The following is a 24,673-nucleotide window of genomic DNA, read 5'->3' as shown; positions in this document are numbered from 1 at the left end:
AACCCCTTTCATCCGCCGCGACACCAACGCCTGGCGCCTGCAAGTCTGGATCTCCTTCGGCCTCAGCGTCACGCTGTGCGGCTCGGGGCTGGCCTGGCTGCCGGGGCAGGATCTGGACCGCGCCTTCATGGTCATGGGCTATGTGTTCTGCCTTTCCACCGCCTTTGCGCTGGCCAAGTTCATCCGCGACAACCAGGACCGCCAGGTCGACACGCCGATGTGGCGCCTCGTTGTCTGGTGCGGCTTCGCGCTCGCCATGGGCCTCACCGGCTGGGGCCTGTGGCGCATGGAGATCCAGCCCGTCTGGAAAGCCTACCTCGGCGTCTGCTGGCTCTACCTGATCTCCAACGTCTTCACGCTCGCCAAGATGCTGCGCGACGCCCACGATGCCGACATGCTCGAAGCCCGCATGCAGGGCCGCCGTGAAGCGGCTGCGCAGGCTGACGCCGCAGCCCAATAACCCAAGGAGCCTTTGATGAAGCGCCTGCTCGCCCTCTCCAGCCTGTCACTCGCCCTGGCCCTGCCCGCCCAGGCCCACAACAGCCCGTCCGAGGCCAGCGCGGTGCTGTCCCTGGCGCCCGTCGTGCTGTCGGTCGGCGCGGTCAGCGCCGGCGGCGTCGCACTCAGCGCCATCCCCGCCGGCATCCTGTCGGCCGGCGTGACGTTGGTGGTGGTGTCCGTCGAGGTCGTCGGCAGCGCGACGGTCTGGGTCCTGGAGCGCGCCTCCGACGGCGCCCGCATCAGCATCAAGGCCACCGGCAAGCTGGCCGAGGGCGTCGTCGTGTCCACCGGTGCGGCCGTCGTCGTCTCCGTCATCGGCGCGGGCACCCTGCTGTCCGCCGCCGGCGAGGTCATCGCCTTCATCCCCAATGAGATCGGCAAGGCCCTGCTCTACAACGAGCAGGTGAGCCGTTGAGGCAGGCCCTCGCCCTGGCCGGCGCACTGGCTGTCGCAACCGCCGCCCACGCCGGCCGGCCTTGCGAGGAGAAGCAGCCAACGGCGCGCCAGATCGAGCAGGGGCTCAACCTCGCCCAGGCCACGGCCCGCCAGCTCGATGCCAGCGGCGCCCAGGTCGTCGTCCTTGCCCGCGCGGGGCAGGACCTCTCCAAATACGGCCTGCAATGGTCCCACCTGGGCTTTGTGTACAAGGACACGACGCAGCAGCCGGCCGTCTGGCGCGTCATGCACAAGCTCAACAACTGCGGCACCGACCATGCGGCGCTGTATCGCCAGGGTCTCGGTGAGTTCTTCCTCGACAACCCGCACCGCTACCAGGCCGCCTTTGCCGTGCTCAAGCCTGAGTTGCAGCAGGCCTTGCTCCCCGTGCTGACGGACAACAGCCGTGTGGCGCGTTTCAACGAGCGCCGCTACAGCATGGTGGCCTATGCCTTCGGCACCACCTACCAGCAGAGCAACCAGTGGGTGCTGGAGACCCTGGCAGGCAGCGCCGGCTCCGGCATCTCCAATCGACGCGACGCCCAGGCCTGGCTGAAGTCCCAGGGCTACCAGCCTACCGACCTGCACCTGTCCACACTGACCCGCCTGGGCGGCCGCATGACCCAGGCCAACATCGCTTTCGACGATCATCCGAGCGCGCGTCGTTTCAGCAGCCATATCGACACCGTCACCGTGGATTCGATGTTCACGTGGATGCAGCGCGCCGGCCTGTCCCAATCACCCCAACTCGTCCAGCAATGACGGAATAGCCCACCCCCTACCGGCTTCGCCGGCCCCCTCAAGAGGGCACCGCCAGTGGACCGGCAAAGCCGGATCCACGGCAGTCACTGGGTGGTGCACCATGACTCGGCCCATCCCCCTCTCCGGAACAACGCATGTCTGATCCTCATTCGCATCCGAATCAATTTGCGCTGCTGGGCCAGCGCCGCTTCGCGCCCTTCTTCTGGACGCAGTTCCTCGGCGCCGCGAACGACAACGTCTTCAAGTTCGCGTTCACGCTGATGATCACCTACCAGCTGCAGCTGGACTGGCTGCCGTCCAAGATGGCGGGCCTGGTCATCGGGGCGCTGTTCATCCTGCCCTATGTGCTGTTCTCGGCCACCAGCGGCCAGCTGGCCGACAAGCACGACAAGGCCAGGCTGATGCAGCTCGTCAAGAGCCTGGAGATCGCCATCATGGTGATCGCGGCCTGGGGCTTCTACGCGGCCAATGTGCCGGCGCTGCTGGGATGCGTCTTCCTGATGGGCCTGCACTCGACGCTGTTCGGTCCGGTCAAGTACGCCTACATGCCGCAGCAGCTCAGCGAGCGCGAGCTGACCGGCGGCAATGGCATGGTGGAGATGGGCACCTTCGTCGCCATCCTGCTGGGGCAGCTGCTTGGCGGCATCCTGGTCGATACACCGGTCGTCGGTCCCCAGCACGTGGCCTGGGCCTGCCTGGCGCTGGCCGTGGCCGGCCGGGTCACCGCGCAAGCCATTCCCGCCAGCCCGTCGACCGACCCCGACCTCGTCATCAACTGGAACCCCTTCACCGAGACTTGGCGCAATCTGAAGATCGCACACGAAGGCCTGGCGGTGTTCCGCTCGCTGCTGGGCATTTCGTGGATGTGGTTCTTCGGCGCCGTGTTCCTGAGCAACTTTCCCGCGTTCGCGAAGGAAGTGCTGCATGGCAGCCCGCAGGTGGCGTCGCTGCTGCTGGCGGTGTTCTCCATCGGCATCGGCATCGGCTCGCTGATGTGCGAAATGCTGTCCAAGCGCCATGTCGAGATCGGCCTCGTGCCGCTCGGCGCCATCGGCATGAGCGTGTTCGCCATCGACCTCTATTTCGCCGCGAGCGGCCTGCCCGCCAGCGAGCCCTACAGCGTCAGTGCCTTCCTGGCCGTCACGGCGCACTGGCGCGTGCTGGCCGACCTGACGCTGCTGGCGCTGTTCGCCGGCCTGTACAGCGTGCCCATGTATGCGCTGATCCAGCTGCGCGCCCAGCCCAGCCACCGTGCCCGCATCATCGCGGCCAACAACATCCTGAACGCGGTCTTCATGATCGCCAGCTCGGTCATCGCCGGCGCCATGCTGGGCGCGGGCCTGACCATCCCGCAGATCTTCCTGGCGGTCGGCATCGCCAACGCGGTCGTCGCGTTCTACATCTTCCTCATCGTGCCGGAGTACCTGCTGCGCTTCGCTGCCTTCGTGCTGACGCGCATCGTCTATCGCTTTCGCGTCGTCAACGACGAGCGCATCCCGACCACCGGCCCGGCCGTGCTGGTCTGCAACCACGTCAGCTTTGTCGACGCCGTGCTGCTGATGGCCGCCAGCCCTCGGCCCATCCGCTTCCTGATGGACGCGCAGATCTTCCGCATCCCCGTGCTCGGCTGGATGTTCAAGCTCGCCAAGGCCATTCCGATCGCGCCGCAGAAGACCGACCCGGCCACCTATGAAGCCGCCTTCGCGGCCGCCCGGGCCGTGCTGGCCGATGGCGAGATGGTCTGCATCTTCCCCGAGGGCGGCATCACGCGCGACGGCGAGCTGCAGCCTTTCAAGGGCGGCGTCATGAAGCTCATCGAAGGCATGCCCGAGGTGCCCGTCATCCCGATGGCGCTGGGCAATCTGTGGGGCAGCTATTTCTCGCGCGTCGAGGGCGGCAAGGCGATGGTCAAGCCGATGCGGCGCGGGGTGTGGAGCCCGGTCAGCCTGACAGTGGACCGGCCGATGCCGATGGCCACCGTGTCGCCTGATGGCCTGCGCACCCGCGTACAGGCGCTGCTGGCCGGAGCAGCGTCATGAGCGAGGACGTCAACCCCGTCGGACGGGCATCGCTCATCCTCGTGCTGATCGTGGCCACGCTGGGCTTTGGCGCAGCAGGCCTGTGTGGCGCGGCCTTCACGCTGATGTCGCTGCCCGACATGTTCTCCAACAGGGCTGAGAACTATGCGGGCGCCATACTCGTCATCGCGGTGCCCAGCCTGCTGATCGGCGGCGGCCTGACCTGGTGGTGCGGGCGGGCGCTATGGCGGCAGTTCAAGCGCCAGCCTTGATCGCCGACGCCACCACAGCCGCCTGGGTTCACAGCGCTTTTGCCTACGCGGGCATGGCCATCGGCGCGGCGATGTGGCGCGCCACGCTGCGGCGCCAGCCCACCGGCGGCGCGCTGGCACCAGGCAACTTTGGCGTGCTCGTCGGCCTGTTGATCGGCGCGGCTCTGGGCAACAAGCTCGTCTTCCTCATCGAGCGGCCGGACGTGGCGCTGGCCATCTGGCAGGGCCAGGCCCTCGCGCCTGGCCAAAGCATCGTCGGCGGCCTGCTGGGCGGGCTTCTTGGCGTGGAGATCGCCAAGAAGCTGACCGGCCAAACCCGCAGCACCGGCGACGCCATGGTGCTTCCCATCGCCGTCGGCCTCGCCATTGGTCGCATCGGCTGCTTCCTCGCCGGCCTGCATGACGACACCTACGGGCTGCCGACGGCGTTGCTCTGGGGCGTGGACTTCGGCGACGGCATCCCGCGGCACCCAACCCAGCTCTACGAGATCGCCGTCGTGCTGGTCCTCGGCATCACGCTGAGCCGCGCGCGCTTCACCACACCCGGCCTGGCCTTCAAGCTCTTCCTGAGCGCCTACCTGCTGTGGCGCTTCGCAGTCGAATTCCTCAAGCCCGTGCCGGTCCCTTATCCGCTCGGCCTGTCCGGCATCCAATGGACCTGCCTCATCGCGCTCGCCGTCTACACCCCCATCGTGCTGCGCGCCTGGCGCCGGCCGCCCTTGCTCGCCACGCCATGACCCGCAAAGTCCGTCCCTACCTGTTCTACGACACGACGCAGTCCGTCTGCACGACCTGCCTGCGCCCTGTCGAAGCCAAGATCGTCATCAAGGACGATCACGTCTACATGGACAAGTGGTGCCCCGCGCACGGCACCGAGCGCGTGCTGGTCAGCGACGACGCGGCCTACTACCGGCAGTGCCGCGAGGTGTTCGTCAAGCCACCAGAGATGCCGCAGAGATTCGCGACGCCGATGAAGTACGGCTGCCCCTATGACTGCGGCCTGTGCCCCGACCACATGCAGCACAGCTGCCTGTCCCTCATCGAGATCAGCGACCACTGCAATCTGCGCTGCCCGACCTGCTATGCGGGCTCAGGCCCCGAGCGGCTCAGCCACCGCACGATGGAGGAAGTCATCGCGATGCTGGACGCCGTCGTGGCCAGCGAGGGCGAGGCCGACGTCGTGCAGATCTCGGGTGGCGAGCCGACGCTGCACCCGCAATTCTTCGACATCCTCGACGCTGCCAAGGCCCGGCCCATCAAGCACCTGATGGTCAACACCAACGGTCTGCGCATCGCCCAGGACGAAGCCTTTGCCGAGCGGCTGGCCGGCTATGCACCGGGGCTGGAGGTCTATCTGCAGTTCGACTCGCTGCGGCGCGAGGCGCTGATGGACCTGCGTGGCGCCGACCTGCGCGGGCCGCATGACGCTGCGCTGGCCAGGCTGGACGCGCTGGGCATCTCGACCACGCTGGTCATGACCGTCAAGCGCGGTGTGAACGACGACGAGATCGGCGACGTGATCCGCCACGGCCAGAGCTATGCCTGCGTACGCGGCGTGACGCTGCAGCCCATCCAGAACGCCGGCCGCGTCGAGGCCTACGACGCCGCGAAGCACCGCCTCACCGTCAGCGAGCTGCGCCGCCGCATCGCCGAGCAGAGCGGTGTGTTCACGCTGGCCGACGTGCTGCCGGTGCCCTGCAACCCCGACACGCTGGCGATGGCCTACGCCTTGCGCGGCCCGAACGGCCTGGTGCCCCTGACCCGCTTCCTCGACGCCGCCACGCTGCTGTCCGGCGACCGCAGCACCATCGTCTTCGAGKGCGACCCGGCGCTGAAGGCCTCGGTCTTCAAGCTGTTCTCGACCAACCACTCGCCCGAGAGCCAGTCCAACTGCCTGTCCGAGCTGCTGTGCTGCCTGCCCAAGATCGACGCGCCCCAGCTCAGCTATCGCGACGTCTTCCGCGTGCTCATCGTTCAGTTCATGGACGCCCAGTCGCTGGACATCCGCGCGCTGAAGAAGAGCTGCATCCACATCGCCAGGCCGGACGGCCGCATGGTGCCCTTCGAGGCCTACAACCTGTTCTATCGCGACGAGCGCCAGACCGAGCTGGCTCACATCCGCGCCGAGATCGATGCGCAGCGCGAGCAGCGCCTGCACTTCAAGCCGAAGGCGGTTCCACTCGTGCGCGCCTGAACAACCGCTTCACCCTTAGCTTGATCGCCCGCGCGGTACGCCAGGCCGAGCTGGCCCGCACCCAGGCCAGCAGCTCCGTCTTCCAGGCCGTCCAGCGGGTGTAGAAGCGGGCGAACCACGGCAGCTGCATCAGCGCCGGCTGGATGAGCTGGAACAACCATGCCAGCAGCGCCGTGCCCAGCAGTTTGGCCGCAACGACGATGCCCACGCCCAGCATGACGTGGCCCTCGGCCACCAGCCAGACGGCAGCCAGCTTGATCGGCAGGATCAGCAGGCTGGGCAGCACCAGCACGACGAAAGCCCAGCGCGGCGGCAGGCGCTGGAGCAGGGCCTCGAACTGGCGGATGAGCGGCAGCTTGGCCAGCAGCGCGAAGACGCGCCGCAACGGCTCCCAACCCCATTCCTCGAACAGGATGAGCAGGGCCAGGACGACGCGGATGAGCCAGCGCAGCGGAGCGAGCATCGACTTCAACATGGTCGGGGATCATGCCAGGGCGACGACGCAGTGCCAGAATCCCGGCGGCCCGTTGCGCCGGCCCGATTTCAGGCCATGGACGACCCGGTTTTTCCAGCTGCGTGACACCCCCACCGGGGATCTGTCCGCCGGGCAAGGGTGACGCAGGCGATCGCTAGCCGCTGATGACGCCGGCCGCGCGCAGATGCTCGAATGCCACGGCGGCGGCCTCGTCCGGCGACAGCGTGGCGGTCTGCAGGTGCAGCTCGGGCGACACCGGCGGCTCATAGGGCGAATCGATGCCGGTGAAATCCTTCAGCAGGCCGGCGCGGGCCTTTCGGTACAGCCCCTTGGGATCGCGCGACTCGGCAACGGCCAGCGACACGTCCACGTAGACCTCGAAGAACTCACCCGGTGCGAAGCGTTCGCGCACCGCCTGGCGGTCGCGCCGGAAGGGCGAGATCAAGGCCACGATGACGATCAGGCCCGCATCGGCCATCAGCCTTGCGACCTCGCCCACGCGGCGCACGTTCTCGGCCCGGTCTTCGGCGCTGAAACCGAGGTCGCGGTTCAGGCCGGTGCGCAGAACGTCACCGTCAAGCAAGCAGGTGAGCAGGCCATGGGCACGCAGGCGTTGATCAAGCCGACCGGCCAGCGTGGACTTGCCGGCGCCCGACAACCCTGTCAGCCAGACCACCGCGCCGCCAGGACGTTCCACTGCGGCGCTCATGTTCAGATGCCGCGCGCCCGATCGGCGTGGAACTGCACCCGCCAGGCCTCAAAGCGGCCCGCATCCAGCGCGTCGCGCATCTCCTGCATCAGGTTCAGGTAGTAGTGCAGGTTGTGCACGCTGGTCAGCATCGGGCCTAGCATCTCGCCACAGCGGTCCAGGTGGTGCAGATAGGCGCGGCTGAAGCCCTTGCAGCATTCGCAGCTGCAGGTCTCGTCGACCGGCTTCTCGTCGGCCTTGTAGCGGGCATTGCGCAGACGCAGGTCGCCAAAGCGCGTGAACAGATGGCCGTTGCGCGCATTGCGGGTGGGCATCACGCAGTCGAACATGTCGATGCCCTGGGACACGCCTTCGACCAGGTCCTCCGGCGTGCCCACGCCCATCAGATAGCGCGGCTTGTTCGCCGGCAGCTGGTGGCCGGTGTGTTCCAGGATGCGCTGCATCTCGGCCTTGGGCTCGCCGACTGACAGGCCGCCGATGGCGTAGCCCGGCAGGTCCAGTTCGGCAAGGCCCGCCAGCGACGCGTCGCGCAGGTTGGTGAACATGCCGCCCTGCACGATGCCGAACAAGGCGTTCGGGTTCTCAAGGCGGTCGAACTCGGTGATGCAGCGCCTGGCCCAGCGCAGGCTCAGCTCCATCGAGGTCTTCGCCTCTCGCTCGGTCGTCAGCACGCCCTTGCTCTCGTAGGGCGTGCATTCGTCGAACTGCATGACGATGTCGGAATTGAGGATGGTCTGGATCTGCATGCTGACCTCGGGGGTCAGGAAGAGCTTGTCACCGTTGACGGGCGAGGCGAACTTGACGCCCTCCTCGCTGATCTTGCGCATGGCGCCCAGGCTCCAGACCTGGAAGCCGCCCGAGTCGGTCAGGATGGGCTTGTTCCAGCTCTCGAAGCGGTGCAGGCCGCCGAACTGGGTGACGACGTCCAGGCCCGGCCGCATCCAAAGGTGGAAGGTGTTGCCCAGGATGATCTGCGCACCCATCTCCTGCAGCGAGCGCGGCGTGACGCCCTTGACCGTGCCGTAGGTGCCCACGGGCATGAAGATGGGCGTCTGCACGACGCCATGGTTGAGCGTGAGCGTGCCGCGGCGGGCGCGGCCTTCGGTCTTGAGGAGGTCGAACTTCAGCATGGGGGCGCGATTGTCGCAGCCGGCCGGGGCTGGACGCGAAGCTGCCGAACCGCCACCATCGGCCCATGATGCGCGCATCGCTCCAGCCGCTGATTGCAGGCCTGCTACTCGCCCTGATAGGGGAGCAGGCGGCCGCCCAGGCCTGCGGCCCGTACACAGCGGCGCTCTACCCCTATGCCCGCTTCTATTACGAAGACCCGCATACCGGGCCCGCCGGCATCGACAAGGACATGTTCGACGAGCTGGCGCGCCGTTCGGGCTGCCAGTTGCGGCTGGTGGTCGAGTCGCGCGTGCGCATCTGGGACCAGATGCGGCGCGGTGGCGTGCAGCTGACGCTGTCGGCGCTGGTGAGCCCGGAGCGCCGCGAGATCGCCGAACTGGTGCCCTATGCCCAGGGCCGCTACCAGGTGCTGATGCGCCGCGAGCTGGCGGCGCGCACCCCGACCATCGCCGCCTTCGAGGCCAACACCGAGCTGCGGCTGCTGGACGTGCGCGGCTATGCCCATGGCCCGACCATCGACGCCTGGGTGCAGCGCATGCGCAACCAGGGGCGCCTCGTTGAGGCCGGCGACTTCAAGACCGCCACTCGCATGCTCAAGGCCGGCCGCGCCGACGCCCTGCTGGCCCTGCCCAGCGGCTGGGGCATCGCCATGGCCGCCTTCGACGACCCGGACGAACTCGTTCCTGTGGACGTCACACCCACCGAGCGCAATGCCGTCGCGCTGGCCATGGTGCGCAGCATGCCGGAGGACGACCGCCAGCGGCTGCGCCGCGCGCTGCAGGCCATGCTGGCCGAGGGCAAGGTCCACGAGATCCTGCGTCGCCATCTCGGCGACAAGGGCGCCCGAGCTGCGGCCTATACGGGTGACTGAGCACGGGACAATCCCCGCCACATGTCCCTGACCCTCGCGGCACCTGCCGAACACGAACTCGTCATCAAGAAGAGCCGCTTCCTCGGCCGCGTCGAGCCGTGCGCCGATCGCGCGGCCGCCCTGGTCCGGGTCGCCGAGCTGCGCGCCGCCCACCCCGGCGCGGCCCATGTCTGCTGGGCCCTGCTCGCCGGCGGGCATTCGGCCGCCAACGACGACGGCGAACCCGGCGGCACCGCGGGCCGGCCCATGCTGGACGTGCTGCGCCACCAGGGCCTGGACGGCGTGCTGGCGACCGCCGTGCGCTACTGGGGCGGCGTCAAGCTCGGCGCCGGCGGGCTGGTGCGGGCTTACACCGACTGCATCGCCCAGGCCTTGCTGACTGCCGACAAGATCGAGCGCGTGGCCCAGGTGGAGCTGGGCTGCGAGCTGCCCTATGAGCTGGAAGGCCGGCTCCGGCGGCTGGCCGAGCAGCATGGCGCGCAGCTCGTGGACGCGCGGCACGAGGCGCGCGTGACCATGCGCTTCGCGCTGCCCGTAACTTCACGCGCGGCATTCGTGGCGGCGGTCGACGAGGCGGCTCAAGGTCGCGTTGCTTGGGCGCGCGAAAGCAGCATCGCATCGCCATAGCTGAAGAAGCGGTAGCGCTCGGCAATCGCATGGGCGTACAGCGCCTTGATGCGCTCGTAGCCGGCAAAGGCGCTGACCAGCATCATCAGCGTGCTCTTGGGCAGGTGGAAATTGGTGACGAGGCGGTCCACCACGCGGAACTCGAAGCCCGGCGTGATGAAGATGTCGGTCTCGCGCGCGCCGGCCTCGAGTTGGCCACCCCGCGCCGCCGATTCGAGGGCACGCAGCGTCGTCGTGCCGACGGCAACCACCCGGCCGCCTCGCGCGCGGCAAGCGGCGACGGCATCCACCGTCGCCGGCGGCACTTCGAACCATTCGCTGTGCATCTTGTGGTCGGCCAGTTGCTCGACGCGCACCGGCTGGAAGGTGCCGGCCCCCACGTGCAGGGTCACATGCGCGGTCGCGACGCCACGTTCGGCCAGCCGGGCCAGCAGGGCCTCGTCGAAATGCAGGGCCGCGGTCGGCGCAGCGACGGCGCCGGGCTCCTTGGCAAACACCGTCTGGTAGCGGCGCAGGTCGTCTTCGCCGTCGGCATGGGCGATGTAGGGCGGCAGCGGCACATGGCCGTGCGCCTCCAGCAGCGTGAAAGGATCGCCGGCGAAGCGCAGATGGAAGAGGCCGTTGTCGGGCCCGCAGCGGCCCAGCACCTCGGCGTCGAACGCGTCGGCAAAGCGCACACGGCTGCCGGGCTTGGGGCTCTTGCTGGCGCGCAGGTGCATCCAGACTTCCTGCGTGCCGGGCAGCACCCGCTCGACCAGGGCCTCGACCGACCCGCCAGTAGCTTTGATGCCGAAAAGGCGTGCCTTGATGACCTGGGTGTTGTTGAACACCAGCAAGTCGCCCGCGTTCAGGAGCCCCGGCAGCTCACGGAACACGCGGTCTACATGCATCGCGCCAGTTGCGTCGAGCAGTCGCGAGCCGCTGCGCTCGGGTGCCGGGTGCTGGGCGATCAGCTCTGGCGGAAGGTCGAAGTCGAAGTCGGCGACCGTGAAGGCCGGCGCGGCGGGCGCTTGCATCGTGAGTTGAGGGCCGGACAGACCCGGGCCAGGAGAGTGGGCAGCGATTGTCCCTGACCGCCACGCGTTGTTCGCGGCCATCTCCCGCTCTCGCCCCCCGGACCTTCAAACGAACGAAGGGCTGCATCTGAGTTTGATTGGCCCTCGAAGTGGCCAATCAAATCGGTGCTGGGAACTCAGTTGCCGCCGTTCCCCGTCGCCAAAACGAGACCGCCCTGGCCCGTGATCCAGGCCGTGTTCAAGTCAGCCGCCTGAATGGTATAGAGCGGGAGCGTGGTGCCGCTGGCTTGTTGGCGCCAGGTCTTGCCGCCGTCCTGGGTGGCCAGGATGACGCCCGCATCGCCGACGATCCAGCCGACTTTGGCGGTGGCGAACCTGATATCGCGCAGCGTCGTGTTGCCGGTCGCAAGCTTGACCAGCGTCCATTTCGCGCCACTGTCTTCTGACTTCAGCAGCGTGCCTTCGGCCCCCACTGCCCACGCGGTCTTGCCATCGGAAAAGGCGACTGCGTTCAGCTGGCTGTACGTGCCGGTGTACATCGCGTTCCAGGTGCCTCCGGAGTCGGTGGAGACATAGACGCCGCCGTTGCCGCCGACCGCCACCCAGGCCTGGTCTCCGAAGCGCAACGAGACCACGCCGCTGGGTAGCGCCAATTCCGTCCAGGTCTTGCCGCCATCCTTGGTGAATGCGGCTTGCGCGCCGCCATAAAGGCGTTGCGACCAGCCAAGGTTCTCGTTGACGAAGTAAAGCCCGCTGTAGTAGACGCCCGCCGCGATCGGTGCGGCCGACCAGTTCTGCCCCGCGTCCGTCGACTTGTACAAACGGCCGTCGGCACCGACCAGCCAACCGGTGGTCTTGCTGACGAATTGCACCGCCCGCGCCGTGCCGAAGTTCGTACTCGTGAGCTGCCAGGTGGCACCGCCGTCCTTCGTCGTGAACGCCCGGCCGACCGGGTCGGTCATGAAGCCGTTCTTGCCATCGGCAAATGCCAGTGCGGCCTGCTGGCCGTAGCCGGTGTCGGAGGCCGCAACCACCTGGGCCCAGCTCTGCCCCCTGTCCTTGCTCAGGTAGGTTGCACCGGAGTTGTCCGTAACGAGCAGCGTGTTGGCATCGACACGGCGCAGGCTGTTGCTGTTGACGTTCAACGAGCTTTGCCCTGGGTTGCTCAACTTCTTCCACGTCTGGCCGGCGTCCTCGCTCAGCCACGTGTCGGACGAGGTCGTTGTCGCGACATCGTTTCCGCCAAGCGACACGAATCCGTAGTAGTACGCGCCGTTCACGGGGCCTGCCAACGGAGTCCAGGTCGCACCACTGTCCGCGCTACGCATCACGCCGCTGTTACCGCTGGCGGTCAGCGTCTTGCCATCGGCGGAGATGCCGAGCAGGCGTTGAACGCCGGTCGTCGTGCCCGCGTTCCGAACCTCGACCTTGGACCAGGTCGCACCGCCATCCACCGTCGTGTAGAAGTTTTCGAAGTTGGTGTACGTGTACGAGGTGTAGTCGAAGGTCGAACTCCGGGTGAAGACCGCCGCCTGCAGGTCGCCTTGGGCTACCAGGCTGGTGGTGTCGAAGTAGTAGCTGTTTGCAGGCGTCTTCAGGTCCAGCACTTGCGAGTAGTTCTGACCCCCGTTGCTCGACACGCGCACGCTGTAGCCATTGCCGTTCTGTACGCTCCAGAACTTGCCGGTCGACGTGATCGCATGAGGAACGGTGCTCATGGCACGCCACGTCACGCCACCGTCCGGGCTGCCATAGATGGTGCCGTAATAGCTGCCCGTACCATCGGCGAGTCGGCCAACATAGACCGCCTTGGCGTCCACGATAGTGATGGGGCCCTGGTCGTAGCCGTACGAGGCGTCGCCGGCCTTGGCCACGTTCCAGGTGGCGCCGCCGTCTGTCGTGCGAAGCATGGCGCCGAATGCGCCGGTGGCCCAGCCTGTGTTGGCATCGAAGAACTTGATGCCGTAGATGGTGGCGCTGATGCCGGAGTTCTGGCGCACCCACGTTGAACCACCGTCGGTGGTCTTGAAGATCTCACCGTTGTCGCCAGCGCGCCAACCGGTGGTGGCATTCAGGAAGAACACCGTGTTGACACGATTGCCGGTCGGCCTGGGGTTCTGCCAGCACCAGCCGGTATTCGACGACCCGGTGCAGTCCAGCCCGCGCACGTTGGCGACGTTGGTGATCGACACCTTCGTGCGCGTTTCGCGGCTGCTGCCGGCTTCGTTGGTGACCTTGAGCACCACCTCGAATTCGCCGCCGCTGGCGAAACTGTGGCTGGGCGCTGCCTCCGTGCTGGAGGCGCCGTCGCCAAAGTCCCACTGGTACTTGAGCCCGGTGAGCGCACTGGCGGAATTGCCGAACGCCACCGCGGTGGCCGACTCGACCGTGCCCGGCGCGGTGATGGCGAGGTTCTCGGGAATGGCCGTCGGGCCGGGCGGCGGCGGCGGGCTGTCACTGCCGCCTCCACCACAAGCGGTCAGCGCCGCAGCGGCCAGCAGGCCCAATCCCAATGCGCGCACGCGCAGCGTCAACTTCTGCATCGCAGTTCCTCCCTGCCCTCAATCTGGGCTGTTTTTCGGCCGCGATTGTGAAGGAAAAGAATGACGTTCCGCGCGCGCCCCGCTCGGATAGGGGGTCAGCCCGGGACGTGATTCCTACCACCGCACAATGCCGGCCATGTTTGGGGCTCCAACCCAGCCCCGCCCCGTTGCCAGCAAGTCCGCGCAGGGACGAATCCGGCACGCCGGGTCGGCCGCCGGGCCGCCCCAAGGTGGACCCCGCCCCCTCGGGGGGCAGGGCGTCAACAGGCGTCCGCAGGGGGGCCTTACTGCCCGCCCGAGCCCGTGGCCAACAGGCTGTTCCAGGCCMCGCTGACCCAGGCGGTCTTCGGGTCCAACACGAACACCTTGGCCGGGCTGCGTGGGATGTTCGGGTAGGGCTGCGCTCGCCACGTCGCGCCGCCATCCGTGGTGGCCATGATCGCTCCGGTGCACACCACCCAGCCCACCTTGCTGCTGGCAAAGGCGATGTCCTTCGCCGCACCCGGCGCGCAGGGCAACGCCATCGGGGACCAGGTCGCGCCGCTGTCCTGAGACTTCAGCAGCGCGGTGCTGCCCATGGCCCACAGCGTGCCGGGGTCCGAGACCACCAGCGTCGCCAGGGTCTCAACGGTGGCCGCGGGCGCCGCCGTCCAACTCGTTCCGTTGTTCTGCGACGTGGCCAGCAAGCCCCGCTCGCCACTGGCCACCCAGCCCCCGCTTGCCGTCCGCCGCAAGTCGTAGGTACCGCTGGGCACCGGCAATGCCTGCCAGGTCTGGCCGCCGTCCTGGGTCACCTGGAAGGTGTAGCCGCGCTCGCTCTCCAGGGGCGGGCTGCGGTAGGGGAAGGGCATGCGGATCCAGCCGGTCTTGTCGTTCTCGAAGCGGAAGTCCACGGCATACCCGGGTCGCGTGCTCGCCACCACCCAGGTCTGGCCGCCATCCTGCGTGCGGTAGAGCGTCGTGACCTGGGTTGCGGCGTCGTATTTCGAGAACCAGCCGAACTTGTCGTTGACGAACTGGATCTTGAGGGCGCCCGGCAGAACGCCCTGGCTGACCAACTTCAGGGTCTTGCCGCCATCACTGGTTTCCCGAGCCATGCCGAAGCTGTCGATGACGAAGCCGTGCCGGGCGTCGCGCATGGCCACGATGGGAGGTTGGAGGTAGTAGTAGAAATCTTCCGCGAAGGTGCCGATGCTCCAGAAGCGTCGGTCCCAGGCGCTTCCTCCCGACTCGCTGAACCACAGGTTGCCATTGAGCACATACGTCAGGTTGGTGGACCCAGGCTGGACCTGCAGCTTGCCGAATTGAAAACCCTTGCCTGCAGGCGAAGAAAAGCTGGAGAAGTTCTTGCCGCCATCCCGCGAGAGATGCACCACGCTCGGGTTGGCGTCCCTGGCGAAGGCCAGTGTGTCGCCGTCCTTCAATACGATGAACTCGGTGATGTCCTGAATCTCCGGCACCGCAGCCCAGGTCTTGCCCGCATCGTTGCTGCGGAAAGTGCTCACGTAGGAACCCAGGAGGGTTTTCCCATCGGCCGAGATGCTGCGCGGTGACAGGCCAAAGCAATCGAATGCCGCTGCACTGACGCAGCCCGCCGGCTGACGCTGCCAGCTGGCGCCGCCGTCAACCGTGGTGCTGATGGTGGTCTTGATCTCCACCAACTGCCCCTGCGCGTCGTTGATGCGCTCGTGGGTGAACAGGGCGGCGGACAAACCGGCGGGATGCACCACCAGCCGCGTCTGGCCCCGCGTGGTCGCCAGGCCGGCCCGGGCGAAATCGAGCACGGTCGTGCGTGTCACACCGGCATCGGCCGTGCGCTCGACGGACTCTTCGTTCAGCCACCAAGCGACCGCGCCGCCGGTCACGTGGGTCGGTGCAGGCGAGAGCTTGCGCCAGCTCGTCCCGCCGTCGGCGGTCACGTAGGCCTCGGTGGGCGCCGCGGCGGGCCAGAAGTAGGCCGTGCTGCCCGAGACGACCTGGAAGCTGCCGGCGGGGTTGGCCACGCCCGCCTGGACACGAACCTCCGCCCAGGTCCGCCCGCCGTCGACGGTGCGCAGTGCCAGGCTGTTTGCCCCCAGCACCCAGCCCACGTTGGCGTCGAAGAAGGTCACCGTCTTGAAGCCGCCCTTGACTGGCGGCGTCTGCGTCTCCCAGTTGAGGCCACCATCCGCCGTCTTGAAGATGTCGCCGGCGCTGGTCACCGCCCAACCCAGGTTGGCATCCAGCAAGAAGCTGTCGGCCAGCGCCCCGGCCGGCCGTGGGCTCTGCACGCACCAGCCGGTGGATGACGCGCCCGAGCACGTCAGGCCCTGCACATTGGCCAGGTTGGTGATGCTCACCGTGGACCTGGCCTCTCGCTTCTGGCCCGCCTCGTTGCTGAGCGTGAACACCACGTCGAAATCGCCACCCTTGGCATAGCCGTGGCTGGGCGCGACCTCCGAACTCTGGGCGCCGTCGCCGAAGTCCCAGCGGTAGCTGTAGCCCGCCAACGGCGCCGCAGAGCTGCTGAACTTGACGGCGCTAGCCGATTCGGACGACGCAGGCGCCGTGATCGTGACGCTGTCGGGCAGCGCGGTCGCCTGTGGCGGCGGCTCACCCGCGCCTCCGCCGCCGCCACACCCGGCAACCAGCGCGCTCGCGAGGAGCCACCCATACCCGAGCCGATGCCGGGCGAATAGTCCGTCAATCATGTCTTATCTCCCTCTACGTCCCATGTTACTCAGGCTCAGCGTTAGTCCGCCCCACGAAACGGTAACGACTTGGCAGCCCGCGCGCAGCGCGCAGGCCGCGCTGCGGCGGCTGCGTCCGATGCCGCCAGAATGCCGCCCATGACCACGCCCGCCATGCCTTCGGACAAGCCCAAGTCGGCGCCGCAGAAGGCGATGGAAAAGCTCGGCCTCGTGCGCGACATCGACCTGGCCCTGCACCTGCCGATGCGCTATGAGGACGAGACCCAGCTGATCCCCATTGCCGCGCTGCGCGAGAACGAGCCGGCGCAGGTGGAGGGCGTCGTCGTCGACTGCCAGGTGGAGCTGCGCAGCCGCCGCCAGCTGCTGGTGCGCGTGAAGGACGACTCGGGCACGCTGCTGCTGCGTTTTTTGCACTTCTACCCCTCGCAGCAGAAGCAGATGTCGGCGGCCAACCGGCTGCGCGTGCGTGGCGAGGCGCGCGTCGGCTTCTTTGGCCGCGAAATGGTGCACCCCGTCGTCAAGGTCGTCGACGAGGACACGCCGCTGGCGCAATCCCTGACTCCCGTCTACCCGGCCTCGGCCCAGCTGCCCCAGGCCTATCTGCGCAAGGCGGTGGGTTCGGGCCTGGCGCGCGCCGACCTGCGCGAGCTGCTGCCGGCCGGCGTCGTGCCGCAGGGGCTGCCGGGCTTGAAGGACGCGCTGCACTACCTGCACCACCCGCCACCCAGCGCCTCGCTGGCTGCGCTGGAAGACCACAGCCACCCGGCCTGGCAGCGGCTCAAGTTCGAGGAGCTGCTGGCCCAGCAGTTGTCTCAGCTGCAGGCGCAGCGCGAACGTGCACTGCTGGCGGCGCCGGCCCTGCGCGCCCACCCTGGTGGCCTGCACGAAAAGCTGCTCGCTGCCCTGCCCTTCCAACTGACCGGCGCTCAGCAGCGCGTGTCCGAGGAGATTGCGCAGGACCTGGCCCGGCCACAGCCGACGCACCGCCTGCTGCAGGGCGATGTCGGCTCGGGCAAGACCGTCGTCGCCGCCTTGGCTGCGGCCGTGGCCATCGACGCGGGCTGGCAGTGCGCGCTGATGGCGCCCACCGAGATTCTGGCCGAGCAGCATTTCCGCAAGCTGGTGCAGTGGCTGGAGCCGCTGGGCCTGAAGGTCGCGTGGATCACCGGCAGCGTGAAGGGCAAGGCGCGGCAGAAGATGCTCGATGCCGCCGCCTCGGGCGAAGCCCAACTCGTCATCGGTACGCATGCCGTCATCGAGGACAAGGTGAAGTTCGCCCGGCTGGGCCTGGCCATCATTGACGAGCAGCATCGCTTTGGCGTGGCGCAGCGGCTGGCCTTGCGCAACAAGCTCAAGGCGATGGACCTGGAGCCGCACCTGCTCATGATGAGCGCGACACCGATCCCCCGCACTCTGGCGATGACCTATTTCGCCGACCTCGATGTGTCCACCATCGACGAGCTGCCGCCCGGCCGCAGCCCGATCGTGACCAAGTTGTTCACCGAGTCCAAGCGCCACGACGTGGTCGACAAGATCCGCACGGCGGTGGCGGACGGCGCCCAGGTCTACTGGGTCTGTCCGCTGGTGGAGGAGAGCGAGGCGGTGGACCTGCGCAACGCCACCGAGACCCACGCCGAGCTGAGCGGCGAACTGCCGGGCTGCAGCGTGGGCCTGCTGCACGGCCGCATGGCCGCGGGCGAGAAGGCGGCCGTCATGGCGCAGTTCTCCAGCGGAGCGATGAGTGTGCTGGTGGCGACCACGGTCATCGAGGTCGGCGTGGACGTGCCCAACGCCAGCCTGATGGTCATCGAGCATGCCGAGCGCTTCGGCCTGGCGCAGCTGCACCAGCTGCGCGGCCGCGTGGGCCGCGGCGCGAAAGCCAGCGTGTGCGTGCTGATCTACAGCCCGCCGCTGTCCGACACGGGCAAATCGCGGCTCAAGGCCATGGCGGAGACGACCGACGGTTTCGAGATCGCGCGGCGCGATCTGGACATCCGCGGCCCCGGCGAGTTCATGGGCTCGCGCCAGAGCGGCGCTGAGCTGTTGCGCTTTGCCGATCTGCAGGAGGACGCGCCGCTGCTGGTTGCGGCGCGAGCGCTGGCACCCCGGCTGCTGGATGAGCATCCCGAGGCGGCGCGACGTCAGGTCGCGCGCTGGCTCGGGACGAAGGCGGAGTTCCTGAAGGCTTGAGAGAGTGAGAGGCCTTACTTACAGACGAAGCTCTTCGCGTTGACTTCCTTCACGTTGCCGGCGCCACAGGCGGCGATGGCGCGTTCGGTGTTCTTGGCCATGGCGTCGGCATCAAACGCGTTGGATGAGCCGGCCGGCGGTGCGAAGACGCAGGCGCTGAGCAGGGCGGCGCAAGCCAGGGCGAGGAGGGAGCTTGTGAGACGGTTCATTCGAGTTCTGGGGTCAGGTGTTGAGGAAAGTGGATCGTCGCCAATGTCCGCCGCAGGTGCCCGCGGCATGCGACGAACGGCACAACGCCTGGGACAGGCTGCGCGCTGACAGCGGCTACAGCTCCAGCTTCTCGCGCAGCAGCCTGGCCTGGCGGCGTGACACCTCCACCTGGTGGCCGTCGCGCAGCGTGACGCGGTAGCCGTCGCTGCTGGACGGCGCGATGGCCTGGATCCAGCGCAGGTTGATGAGGTGGCTGCGGCTGGCGCGGAAGAAGAGCTGCGGGTCCAGCCGCTCCTCCAGGCTGGTGAGCGTGCGCGCGATCAGCGGGCGCTGGCCATCGAACCAGGCCTGGGCATAGTTGCCGCACGCCTCGAAGCCGGCCACGTCGCCCAGGCGCACGAACCAGCAGCGCTCCCCGTCGCGCAGGAAGACCATGTCGTCGGCGCCCTTCAACGCCGACGTGGGCGCAGCGGCGGGCACGGGGCGCAGGCGCAGCCGCGCCTTGGCGAGCGCAGCCTCCAACCGCCCGGCGTCAATGGGCTTGAGCAGGTAATCCAGCGCATTGCGCTCGAAAGCGGCCAGCGCATGCTGGTCGTACGCCGTGGTGAAGACAACGAGCGGCACATGTTCCAGCTGATCGAGCAGGTCGAAGCCGGTCGCGCCGGGCAGTTCCACGTCGAGCAGCAGCAGTTCGGGCTGCAGCGTGTTGATGGCCTCGCGCGCAGGCGCCAACTCAGCGGCCTCGCCAACGATGTCGGCATCGGGGATGGCGGCCAGCAACGTGCGCAGCTCCTGGCGGGCCAGGCGCGAGTCCTCGACGATGTAGATCCTCATGCGTTCAGTTCCACAGTGACGTTGACACGGCCGTCGGCCGCCGCGATGCGGCAGCCCGCGCCGTCGCCGCCAGCGCGCGCAAGGCGCTCGCGCAGGTTGGCCAGGCCCAGGCCGGTGCTGTCCGTCGACCCCGGCTTCCACTGGCCTGGGTTGTCGACGGCAATGCTCAGCTTGCCGCCGTCGCGCCCGATACGGATGTCCACGACACCGCCGCCGGCCGTGCGCGCGATGCCATGCTTGATCGCGTTCTCCACCAGCAGCTGCAGCAGCATCGGCGGCACGCTGGCGCTCGCCGTGGCCGGGTCGACCTGCCAGTCCACACGCAGCCTCTCTTCATGGTGCAGCTGCTCCAGCGCGATGTAGTCGTGCACGACGGCCAGCTCGTCGGCCAGCGGCACGCGTTCCTTGGCGCTGTGCTGCAAGGTGTGGCGCAGCGTGTTGGACAGGCGGCTCAGCATCTCGCGGGCGCGGGCCGGATCCTCGTTGATGAGGGCACGCAGGTTGTTCAGCGCGTTGAACAGGAAGTGGGGGTTGATCTGGGCGCGCAGCACCTGCAGTTCCAGCTCGCGCGCCGCGGCCTCGGCCTGCCATTTGGCGATCTCGCCGACACGCCAGCGATGCAGCATCTGCAGGCCCACCCACACGGCCAGCCACAGCCACAGCATGATGGTCGTGTTGAGCGTGTAGCTCAGCAGCACCAGCCAGCCTTGCGGCACATTGGGTGGGAAGTGCAGCAGGCCGAGCGAGATCCCGGCCCAGTTGATGGCGAAGAGCACGCCCTGCACTGCCAGGGCGAACAGCGGCGGCAACAGGGCCAGGCGCAGCAGCAGGGCGGGTGGCGAACGGTCCAGCCAGGCGCGGCGCAGGGCCAGGGCTCGCAAGCCCTCGCTGGCTGCCCACAGGCCGCCACCGACGCAGGCCATCACAAAGACGAAGGAGGCGTTGAGCGGCTGGAAGCTCGACACCATCGCGAGCGAGATGGCCACATAGCCGCCCCACAGCAGCGCCTGCATCGCCATCCGCTTGCGCGTGTCCATGCCCCTCAGCCCTCTCGATTTACTTGCCGGCGGCCAGGAAGCCCTTGACCTCGCCAACCAGCCAGTCGGCATCGTCCCACATGAGGAAGTGATAGCCGCGCTGGCTCATGGACACCTTGGCACCGTTCAGGCCGGCGTACTGAGCCTCGAAGATCTTCTTCGTGCTCTCCAGCGTCGAGCCCATGGGCTCGTAGGCCGCCCAGGCGCCCAGCACCAGCGTCGGCGCGGTGATGCGGGGCAGTAGCGGGCGCAGATCGTCGCCCCACAGCTCGGACATGGCCTGAGCCGTTGTCGCACGGTCGCTGGCCAGGCCCCAAGCGACGATGCGCTCGGTGTTGGCCGGGCTGCGGCTCATGCCGCCCGCGCCCTGGCGGGTGCCGGCCTCCCATTGCTCCTTGGAGCCGGCCAGCATCTGCTGGCGCATGCCAGCCGCCATGCCGCGCGCAGCTTCGGGCGTCATGCCGCGCAGGCCGGCCAGGAAGGGCAGGGAGTCGACGATGACGAGGCGCTCGATGCGGCCGGGCTTCTCGGCCGCCATCTGCAGGGCCAGCACGCCGCCCAGGCTGTGGCCCATCACGACAGGTCGGTCGAGCTTGCGGTCGTCCAGGTAGGCCAACAGGCGGTCGCGCATGCCGGCCAGGAAGTTGTCCGTCACCACCGCAGGCGCGCCGGCAAAGCCGGGCAGCTGCACGATGTGGCATTGCACGCCGGGCTGCAGGGCAGCGCAGGTCTCCGTCCAGGTGCTGGCCGCGCTGTTCAGGCCAGGGATCATGACGACCGGCCGGCCCTGGCCGACCAGGTCCACGCGCAAGTCACGGAACTCGGTCGTCGCGGCCTGGGTGTTGCTCACCCAAAGGGCGGTGGCGATGCCCACGGCGGCGCCGAACAGGCCGATCCACGAGGTCTTGCGGGTCATGGCGTCTTCTCCATCAAGGTTGTGATGGAGGCATGTTGGCCATGTCCAGGCCGGGCTGCCCGGGCCCGATGACGAACGGCAAGCCGCGCTGACGAATGGCGACCATCCCAGATGGGCGGACCACCATTACCCTGCCGTCGTGCCTTCTTGCGGGCCGAGCGCCGGGCCGCTCCCTAGCCGGCCCGCCTTGGGCGATGTGCTTGCCGGTCGATCCGGCAAGCATCGCCGTCCCCGCGGGGGACCGGCCAAGGTACTCCTTGGACGAGGGGCTTCATTTCAACCTTTGGGCCCAGTAGACCAGCACCTCGGTGCGCGGCTCGATGTCGGTCGAGCTGTAGGTGTAGGTCGGCACGATGTTGATCGCGTCCAGCGTGTTGAGGCCGGAGATGATGCGGCCGAAGACGGCATAGCCCGGGTTGGCGGCGCTCTGGTAATCCAGGCTGGTGTTGTCCTTCACGTTGAAGAAGAACTGGCTGGTCGCCGAGTCCGCGTCGCTGCGGCGGGCCATGGCGATGGTGCCGCGCAGGTTGGACAGGTCGTTGTTGCTTTCCAGCTTGATCGGCGCATACAGCGGCGTCTTGGTGACCATGCCGCTTGTGTAGCCACCGCCTTGGACGACGAAGTCGCGGTCGACGCGGTGGATCAGCGTGCTCGTGTAGAAGCCCGCCGAGACGTATTTGTAGAAGTTGGCCACCGTCAGCGGCGCGTAGGTGTCGTAGAGCTCCACGACGATCTCGCCGCTGCTGGTCAGCATGCAGACCGTGCCCCATTGGCTCGCGGCGGACGCGGCCAGGCCTGCGGGGCTGCATGACTGCGTGGGCGGATTCGGGTTGGGATTGGGGCGCGGGTATTGGGTGCCGCCGCCTCCACCTCCGCCTCCGCCGCCCACTTCGATCTCGACACCCCCGCCACAGGCGGACAGGGCGGTGACGAGCAACAGAGCGGCGAGACGTTTGAACATGGCAGGACACCCGCGAGGTGAAGGGGCCTGCCTAACGAAGCGGCCCGCCGTCTGGACGACAGCGGACGCAGCTTGTTACGGAATCACCTTGGCATCGGTGATGGTGATGTCGACCAGTGGCACGTCCGAGATATTGGTGTTGACCGCACGGATCTTGTCGACGATGTCCATGCCTGCCGTCACTTGGCCGAACACGGCATAGCCAGGGTTGGCGGTACTGGCGTAGTTCAGGCTCGTGTTGTCCACGGTGTTGATGTAGAACTGGCTGGTGGCGCTGTCGGGCACCGAGGTGCGGGCCATGGCCAGCGTGCCGCGCAGGTTGGACAGGCCGTTCTGGCTTTCCAGCTTGATGGCCGCGTAGGTCGGCGTTTTGTCCAGCAGGCCGTCCGGCCCGCGCGTGACGCCGCCGCCTTGGATGACGAAATCCCTGATGACGCGGTGGAAGACCGTGCCCTTGTAGAAGCCGTCGTTCACATACTTCAGGAAGTTGTCCACGCTGATGGGGGCGTGGTTGTGGTCCAGGCCCAGCTCGATGTCGCCCATGGAGGTCGTGATCTTGACCTTGTGGGTGACGGTCAGGGTGACCGGCGCCGGGGGTGGGGGCGGGGTGACAGGGTCACCACTGCTGCCACCACCACCACCGCAGGCGGCCAAGGTCAGCGCAAGGGAAGCGGCGGTCAGGGCCAGCAGCGGGCGGCGGCGCAGTCGAATGTTTGTCATTTCAGATTTCAAGGTTGTCGATCAAACGGGTGCTGCCTAGTTTCGCAGCTCCTAACGCAACCAGCGGCTGACCTTCCACCGCGGGCCCAAGATCGTGCTGCCGGCGCAGCGTCAGATAGTCCGGCGCCCAGCCCGCATCGCGCAGCGACTGCAGTGCCTCAGCCTCCATCCCGGCTAAGTCGCGCTCTCCGGCGTGCCAGCGGGCGATCAGCGCTTTCAGCGTTCGCGACAGGCGCAGCGCCTCGGCCTTCTCGGCCTCGCTCAGGTACCCGTTGCGCGAAGACAGCGCCAGGCCTTCCGGGCTGCGGCGCGTCTCGCCACCATGGATCTCGATGGGCAGGGCCATCTGCGCCGTCATGCGGCGCAGCACCATCAGCTGCTGGTAGTCCTTCTYGCCGAACACGGCCAGCGTCGGCTGCACGATGTTGAAGAGCTTGTGCACGACGGTGCACACGCCCGTGAAGAAGCCGGGGCGGAAATGGCCTTCGAGGATGTCGGCCAGCTCGGTGGGCGGCTGCACCTTGTAGCCCTGCGGCTCGGGGTAGAGCTCCTTCTCCGACGGCGCGAAAACGATGTCGCAGCCCGCGCCTTCGAGCAGCGCGCAGTCGCGCTCCAGCGTGCGCGGGTAAGTGTCGAAATCCTCGTGTGGCGCGAACTGCAGCCGGTTGACGAAGATGCTGGCGACGACGGCGCCCGCCGGGCCGACCAGCTCGCGCGCCTGCCTCGCCAACTGCAGATGGCCGTCGTGCAGATTGCCCATCGTCGGCACGAAGCCGCGCTGGCGGTGGATGGCGAGGGCGTCGCGAAGCTCAGCGATGGTGCGGATGACTTGCATAAGTCTCAATCAGTTGGGGACAGAGCTTGCCACTGCGTGGCTGCGGTCAGTCCCGCAATGTCAAACAAAACCGTGCACGTCGTTCACCGGAAAGGTCTTGGCCTTCACCTCGTCCACATAGCCCTTCACGGCGGCCAGCACGGAGTCCTTGCCGGCCATGAAGTCCTTGACGAAGCGCGGCTTCCTGCCCGGCGTGATGTTGAGCATGTCGTGCAGCACCAGCACCTGGCCCGAAGTGCCCACACCCGCGCCAATGCCGATGACGGGCACGGGGGATTCAGCGGTGATCTCGGCGGCCAGCGCAGCCGGCACCATCTCATACAGCAGCATGGCTGCGCCCGCCTCCACCAGTTCCCGCGACTCGCGCTTCATGCGCGCCGCGCCAGCCTCGTCGCGGCCCTGGACCTTGAAGCCGCCTAAAGCGTTCACCGTCTGCGGCGTGAAGCCGAGGTGGGCGCAGACCGGGATGCCGCGCTCGCTGATGAAGCGCACGGTCTCGGCCGTCCAGCCGCCGCCCTCGAGCTTGACCATATGGGCACCGGCTTTCACCAAGGCCGCGGCGCTTTTCCAGGCCTCTTCCTTGCTGACGTGATAGCTGTCGAAAGGCAGGTCGGCAATGATCCAGGCCCACTTGTGGCCGCGTGACACGCAGAAGGTGTGATAGACCATGTCCTCCAGGCTGACCGGCGCCGTGGAGCCGCGGCCCTGCAGCACATTGCCCAGGGA

General features: G+C 67.8%; 24 protein-coding genes and 1 pseudogene. 10 read left to right on the top strand and 15 right to left on the bottom strand.

Annotated features, from left to right (window positions below; genetic code table 11):
• The first annotated feature begins 10 nt into the window (after window positions 1-10).
• The 7 genes from AC1DU6_RS03005 to AC1DU6_RS02975 all read left to right on the top strand — a co-directional run bounded on the left by AC1DU6_RS03005 (window position 11) and on the right by AC1DU6_RS02975 (window position 6,182).
• Window positions 11-460, top strand: coding sequence for a YiaA/YiaB family inner membrane protein (locus AC1DU6_RS03005; protein WP_477856047.1), 450 nt, complete (start codon window positions 11-13; stop codon window positions 458-460).
• Between the two features lie 15 nt (window positions 461-475).
• The gene (locus AC1DU6_RS03000; RefSeq protein WP_457320002.1) at window positions 476-916 is read left to right on the top strand and encodes a hypothetical protein; all 441 of its coding nucleotides are present in this window, start codon (window positions 476-478) and stop codon (window positions 914-916) included.
• A complete protein-coding gene (locus AC1DU6_RS02995) occupies window positions 913-1,698 on the top strand; it encodes a DUF2145 domain-containing protein (RefSeq protein WP_457320000.1) in 786 nt (261 codons plus the stop codon). The genes AC1DU6_RS03000 and AC1DU6_RS02995 overlap by 4 nt, the downstream gene beginning before the upstream one ends.
• A gap of 134 nt (window positions 1,699-1,832) precedes the next feature.
• Window positions 1,833-3,737, top strand: a complete 1,905-nt coding sequence (locus AC1DU6_RS02990) for an MFS transporter (protein ID WP_457319998.1) — start codon at window positions 1,833-1,835, stop codon at window positions 3,735-3,737.
• Window positions 3,734-3,988 (top strand): hypothetical protein, encoded by a 255-nt coding sequence (locus tag AC1DU6_RS02985; RefSeq protein WP_457319996.1) that lies wholly within the window; start codon window positions 3,734-3,736, stop codon window positions 3,986-3,988. Before AC1DU6_RS02990 ends, AC1DU6_RS02985 begins: the two co-directional genes overlap by 4 nt.
• Window positions 3,985-4,725 carry a prolipoprotein diacylglyceryl transferase gene (locus AC1DU6_RS02980; protein ID WP_457319994.1) on the top strand — a complete coding sequence of 247 codons (741 nt, stop codon included), beginning with the start codon at window positions 3,985-3,987 and terminating at the stop codon, window positions 4,723-4,725. The genes AC1DU6_RS02985 and AC1DU6_RS02980 overlap by 4 nt, the downstream gene beginning before the upstream one ends.
• Entirely contained in the window at window positions 4,722-6,182 is a 1,461-nt protein-coding gene (locus AC1DU6_RS02975; protein WP_477856045.1) for a radical SAM protein, read from the top strand. Before AC1DU6_RS02980 ends, AC1DU6_RS02975 begins: the two co-directional genes overlap by 4 nt.
• On the opposite strand, the gene AC1DU6_RS02970 is transcribed toward AC1DU6_RS02975, so the two are convergent.
• The 3 genes from AC1DU6_RS02970 to tgt all read right to left on the bottom strand — a co-directional run bounded on the left by AC1DU6_RS02970 (window position 6,148) and on the right by tgt (window position 8,496).
• A complete protein-coding gene (locus tag AC1DU6_RS02970) occupies window positions 6,148-6,657 on the bottom strand; it encodes a hypothetical protein (RefSeq protein ID WP_477856044.1) in 510 nt (169 codons plus the stop codon). The genes AC1DU6_RS02975 and AC1DU6_RS02970 overlap by 35 nt on opposite strands.
• 154 nt (window positions 6,658-6,811) lie before the next feature.
• Window positions 6,812-7,366 carry an adenylyl-sulfate kinase gene (gene cysC, locus AC1DU6_RS02965; RefSeq protein ID WP_056200800.1) on the bottom strand — a complete coding sequence of 185 codons (555 nt, stop codon included), beginning with the start codon at window positions 7,364-7,366 and terminating at the stop codon, window positions 6,812-6,814.
• A 2-nt stretch (window positions 7,367-7,368) separates the two neighbouring features.
• Window positions 7,369-8,496 (bottom strand): tRNA guanosine(34) transglycosylase Tgt, encoded by a 1,128-nt coding sequence (gene tgt / locus AC1DU6_RS02960; RefSeq protein WP_457319989.1) that lies wholly within the window; start codon window positions 8,494-8,496, stop codon window positions 7,369-7,371.
• A 68-nt stretch (window positions 8,497-8,564) separates the two neighbouring features.
• Here tgt and AC1DU6_RS02955 point away from each other — a divergent pair, with 68 nt between their 5' ends.
• Together AC1DU6_RS02955 and AC1DU6_RS02950 are read left to right on the top strand one after the other, a co-directional pair.
• Window positions 8,565-9,368, top strand: coding sequence for a substrate-binding periplasmic protein (locus tag AC1DU6_RS02955; RefSeq protein ID WP_477856043.1), 804 nt, complete (start codon window positions 8,565-8,567; stop codon window positions 9,366-9,368).
• A 21-nt stretch (window positions 9,369-9,389) separates the two neighbouring features.
• The gene (locus tag AC1DU6_RS02950; protein ID WP_457319985.1) at window positions 9,390-9,995 is read left to right on the top strand and encodes an IMPACT family protein; all 606 of its coding nucleotides are present in this window, start codon (window positions 9,390-9,392) and stop codon (window positions 9,993-9,995) included.
• Here the strand turns inward: AC1DU6_RS02950 and queA are convergent.
• The 4 genes and pseudogenes from queA to AC1DU6_RS02930 all read right to left on the bottom strand — a co-directional run bounded on the left by queA (window position 9,947) and on the right by AC1DU6_RS02930 (window position 16,244).
• Complete coding sequence (gene queA / locus AC1DU6_RS02945; protein WP_457319984.1) at window positions 9,947-11,011, bottom strand: tRNA preQ1(34) S-adenosylmethionine ribosyltransferase-isomerase QueA; 1,065 nt, start codon at window positions 11,009-11,011, stop codon at window positions 9,947-9,949. The two genes, AC1DU6_RS02950 and queA, sit on opposite strands and share 49 nt — an antisense overlap.
• A 176-nt stretch (window positions 11,012-11,187) precedes the next feature.
• Entirely contained in the window at window positions 11,188-13,254 is a 2,067-nt protein-coding gene (locus tag AC1DU6_RS02940; protein ID WP_477856046.1) for a WD40/YVTN/BNR-like repeat-containing protein, read from the bottom strand.
• 12 nt (window positions 13,255-13,266) lie between these two features.
• Window positions 13,267-13,554, bottom strand: a pseudogene (locus AC1DU6_RS02935) (PKD domain-containing protein); the annotation flags it as partial.
• A gap of 284 nt (window positions 13,555-13,838) precedes the next feature.
• Window positions 13,839-16,244 (bottom strand): YCF48-related protein, encoded by a 2,406-nt coding sequence (locus tag AC1DU6_RS02930; protein ID WP_477856042.1) that lies wholly within the window; start codon window positions 16,242-16,244, stop codon window positions 13,839-13,841.
• A 138-nt stretch (window positions 16,245-16,382) separates the two neighbouring features.
• Between AC1DU6_RS02930 and recG the strand changes: the two genes are divergently transcribed.
• Window positions 16,383-18,434, top strand: a complete 2,052-nt coding sequence (gene recG / locus AC1DU6_RS02925) for an ATP-dependent DNA helicase RecG (RefSeq protein WP_457319978.1) — start codon at window positions 16,383-16,385, stop codon at window positions 18,432-18,434.
• Window positions 18,435-18,448: 14 nt separating this feature from the next.
• On the opposite strand, the gene AC1DU6_RS02920 is transcribed toward recG, so the two are convergent.
• From AC1DU6_RS02920 to panB, 8 genes are all read right to left on the bottom strand, one after another.
• The gene (locus AC1DU6_RS02920) at window positions 18,449-18,643 is read right to left on the bottom strand and encodes a hypothetical protein (protein WP_457319976.1); all 195 of its coding nucleotides are present in this window, start codon (window positions 18,641-18,643) and stop codon (window positions 18,449-18,451) included.
• A gap of 115 nt (window positions 18,644-18,758) precedes the next feature.
• A complete protein-coding gene (locus tag AC1DU6_RS02915) occupies window positions 18,759-19,478 on the bottom strand; it encodes a LytR/AlgR family response regulator transcription factor (protein WP_457319974.1) in 720 nt (239 codons plus the stop codon).
• On the bottom strand, window positions 19,475-20,515 hold the full coding sequence (locus AC1DU6_RS02910) for a sensor histidine kinase (RefSeq protein ID WP_477856041.1): 1,041 nt from the start codon (window positions 20,513-20,515) through the stop codon (window positions 19,475-19,477). The genes AC1DU6_RS02915 and AC1DU6_RS02910 overlap by 4 nt, the downstream gene beginning before the upstream one ends.
• Window positions 20,516-20,534: 19 nt before the next feature.
• On the bottom strand, window positions 20,535-21,431 hold the full coding sequence (locus AC1DU6_RS02905; protein WP_457319971.1) for an alpha/beta fold hydrolase: 897 nt from the start codon (window positions 21,429-21,431) through the stop codon (window positions 20,535-20,537).
• A 271-nt stretch (window positions 21,432-21,702) separates the two neighbouring features.
• Entirely contained in the window at window positions 21,703-22,392 is a 690-nt protein-coding gene (locus AC1DU6_RS02900; protein WP_457319969.1) for a peptidylprolyl isomerase, read from the bottom strand.
• A 75-nt stretch (window positions 22,393-22,467) separates the two neighbouring features.
• Window positions 22,468-23,112 carry a peptidylprolyl isomerase gene (locus AC1DU6_RS02895; RefSeq protein ID WP_457319967.1) on the bottom strand — a complete coding sequence of 215 codons (645 nt, stop codon included), beginning with the start codon at window positions 23,110-23,112 and terminating at the stop codon, window positions 22,468-22,470.
• A 1-nt stretch (window position 23,113) separates the two neighbouring features.
• Complete coding sequence (panC, locus tag AC1DU6_RS02890; protein ID WP_477856040.1) at window positions 23,114-23,947, bottom strand: pantoate--beta-alanine ligase; 834 nt, start codon at window positions 23,945-23,947, stop codon at window positions 23,114-23,116.
• 60 nt (window positions 23,948-24,007) lie between these two features.
• Window positions 24,008-24,673, bottom strand: a 666-nt coding sequence (panB, locus tag AC1DU6_RS02885) for a 3-methyl-2-oxobutanoate hydroxymethyltransferase (RefSeq protein ID WP_477856039.1), incomplete at its 5' end; no start/stop codon positions are given.

The organism is Roseateles sp. P5_B10 (genome assembly GCF_056400485.1).
Note: the sequence above shows the minus strand (reverse complement) of the source record. Positions and strands in the feature narration are given on the sequence as shown.

Excerpts from the sequence above, each read along its gene's own strand:
- AC1DU6_RS02950 (WP_457319985.1), top strand. The coding sequence starts at position 9,390 with ATGTCCCTGACCCTCGCGGCACCTGCCGAACACGAACTCGTCATCAAG.
- AC1DU6_RS02895 (WP_457319967.1), bottom strand. The coding sequence starts at position 23,112 with ATGACAAACATTCGACTGCGCCGCCGCCCGCTGCTGGCCCTGACCGCC.
- AC1DU6_RS02920 (WP_457319976.1), bottom strand. The coding sequence starts at position 18,643 with ATGAACCGTCTCACAAGCTCCCTCCTCGCCCTGGCTTGCGCCGCCCTG.
- AC1DU6_RS02955 (WP_477856043.1), top strand. The coding sequence starts at position 8,565 with ATGCGCGCATCGCTCCAGCCGCTGATTGCAGGCCTGCTACTCGCCCTG.
- AC1DU6_RS02905 (WP_457319971.1), bottom strand. The coding sequence starts at position 21,431 with ATGACCCGCAAGACCTCGTGGATCGGCCTGTTCGGCGCCGCCGTGGGC.
- AC1DU6_RS03000 (WP_457320002.1), top strand. The coding sequence starts at position 476 with ATGAAGCGCCTGCTCGCCCTCTCCAGCCTGTCACTCGCCCTGGCCCTG.
- cysC (WP_056200800.1), bottom strand. The coding sequence starts at position 7,366 with ATGAGCGCCGCAGTGGAACGTCCTGGCGGCGCGGTGGTCTGGCTGACA.
- AC1DU6_RS02910 (WP_477856041.1), bottom strand. The coding sequence starts at position 20,515 with ATGGACACGCGCAAGCGGATGGCGATGCAGGCGCTGCTGTGGGGCGGC.
- queA (WP_457319984.1), bottom strand. The coding sequence starts at position 11,011 with ATGCAAGCGCCCGCCGCGCCGGCCTTCACGGTCGCCGACTTCGACTTC.
- AC1DU6_RS02985 (WP_457319996.1), top strand. The coding sequence starts at position 3,734 with ATGAGCGAGGACGTCAACCCCGTCGGACGGGCATCGCTCATCCTCGTG.
- AC1DU6_RS02970 (WP_477856044.1), bottom strand. The coding sequence starts at position 6,657 with ATGTTGAAGTCGATGCTCGCTCCGCTGCGCTGGCTCATCCGCGTCGTC.
- recG (WP_457319978.1), top strand. The coding sequence starts at position 16,383 with ATGACCACGCCCGCCATGCCTTCGGACAAGCCCAAGTCGGCGCCGCAG.
- AC1DU6_RS02915 (WP_457319974.1), bottom strand. The coding sequence starts at position 19,478 with ATGAGGATCTACATCGTCGAGGACTCGCGCCTGGCCCGCCAGGAGCTG.
- AC1DU6_RS02990 (WP_457319998.1), top strand. The coding sequence starts at position 1,833 with ATGTCTGATCCTCATTCGCATCCGAATCAATTTGCGCTGCTGGGCCAG.
- tgt (WP_457319989.1), bottom strand. The coding sequence starts at position 8,496 with ATGCTGAAGTTCGACCTCCTCAAGACCGAAGGCCGCGCCCGCCGCGGC.
- AC1DU6_RS02900 (WP_457319969.1), bottom strand. The coding sequence starts at position 22,392 with ATGTTCAAACGTCTCGCCGCTCTGTTGCTCGTCACCGCCCTGTCCGCC.